The 1,495-nt window shown below is 29.0% G+C and carries 1 protein-coding gene; it reads left to right on the plus strand.

The genetic code is table 11. The annotated features are described in order from the left end of the window. Nucleotides 1-129: 129 nt before the first annotated feature. Nucleotides 130-1,407, plus strand: a complete 1,278-nt coding sequence (locus BG261_RS03545; RefSeq protein ID WP_070791810.1) for an ISL3 family transposase — start codon at nucleotides 130-132, stop codon at nucleotides 1,405-1,407. The last annotated feature ends 88 nt before the right edge of the window (nucleotides 1,408-1,495 follow it).

Genomic DNA, 1,495 nt, shown 5'->3' on the forward strand with positions numbered 1-1,495 from the left:
TGGCTCTATAATTTCTAGTGTGGGTGGTTAAAAACCATTCACACTTTTTTTGATACAAATAAAAAAAGCATATGACTCTCTGCTAGAATAGTTAATAACGACAAAAACATTCCACAGGAGAAAAGACATATGCTCAATAATGATTCTATCAGAAATCTATTAAGAATTGAAGACCAAAAGATTACTTTTACTGGTGAGATTATTAATGAATCAATAAAGAATATTAATTGCACTATTGTTCTTGCCTCATTATCTAGATTACCTCAAAGATGTAAATGTAAGGCTGATAAGAGGAGCTGGATTAAACATGGATACTTCACCTCTGATATTCTACTTACTCCTGCCTTCAAATATAGAACATATCTTAGATTAAAGAAATGTAGATACAAATGTAAAAGATGTGGTGCTACTAAAACAAGTAAAACTAATATTGTTATGAAAAACTGTCATGTATCTCAAGATGTTAAACACTCTATTGCAATTGATTTAAAAGATAAGAAATCAATTAAAGATATTGCTAAAGACAATCTAGTTTCAACTTCAACTGTTTATAGAGTATTCAAATCTTACTACAAACTTGCTAGAAATACATTCTCAAACCTTCCTCAGGTAATTCACTTTGATGAATTCAAGGCAACTAAAGATTGTAAATCTTCTATGGCCTTTATCTATATGGATGGAGTCAAAGGAAATATTATTGATATTCTTAACAGCAGGAAAGCCGAAGATATTAAAAAGCATTTTTTCAACTACTCATATAAACAAAGAGCTAAAGTTAAATATATAGTTATGGATATGTATGCACCTTACAAATATTTAATTAAAAAGATTTTTCCTAATGCATCGATTGTCATTGATAGATTTCATATTGTCCAACATATTAATCGTGCTCTTAATCAGATTAGAATAACTGAAATGAAGAGATTTAATAATTCTAACCCAGAGGATAAGAAGATATATAGATTATTTAAGAGATATTGGAAAATGATCCTAAAAGATAGCGAATTAATCAACTACTCTAACTATAAACATTTCATAGGTGTTAAAGGACTTACTACTGAATCTCACATTCTAGATACGATCTTTTCTAATTCTCCTAAACTTCATAAGCATTATAAAATCTATCAAGATATTTTGGGTGCTATAAAGAGACGCGATATAGATCTTTGGAAGATGATAATATCAGAACAGAGGAATGATATTGATTCAAGATTTAAAACTGTAATTAAGACTTTTAGAAGATTTAACAATGATATTCAAAATGCAATAATGCTTCCATATAGTAATGGTAGGCTTGAAGCTATGAACAACAATATTAAAGTGATAAAGAGAATATCTTATGGATATAGCAACTTTGATAACTTTAAGAGAAGAATAATGATTGTACAAGGAAATTTAACGCTGTAAACAAAAAAAGTAGCACGATAATCGTGCTACCTAAACTCTTATTAACTGAGCAGATATTTTATACACCCACAACAGTTGACAAAGAGCC

The organism is Floricoccus tropicus, assembly GCF_001832905.1.
GTDB classification, from domain to species: Bacteria; Bacillota; Bacilli; order Lactobacillales; family Streptococcaceae; genus Floricoccus; species Floricoccus tropicus.

Bases quoted from the DNA above. Each gene is read 5' to 3' on its own strand.
- BG261_RS03545 (WP_070791810.1), top strand. From the start codon at position 130: ATGCTCAATAATGATTCTATCAGAAATCTATTAAGAATTGAAGACCAA.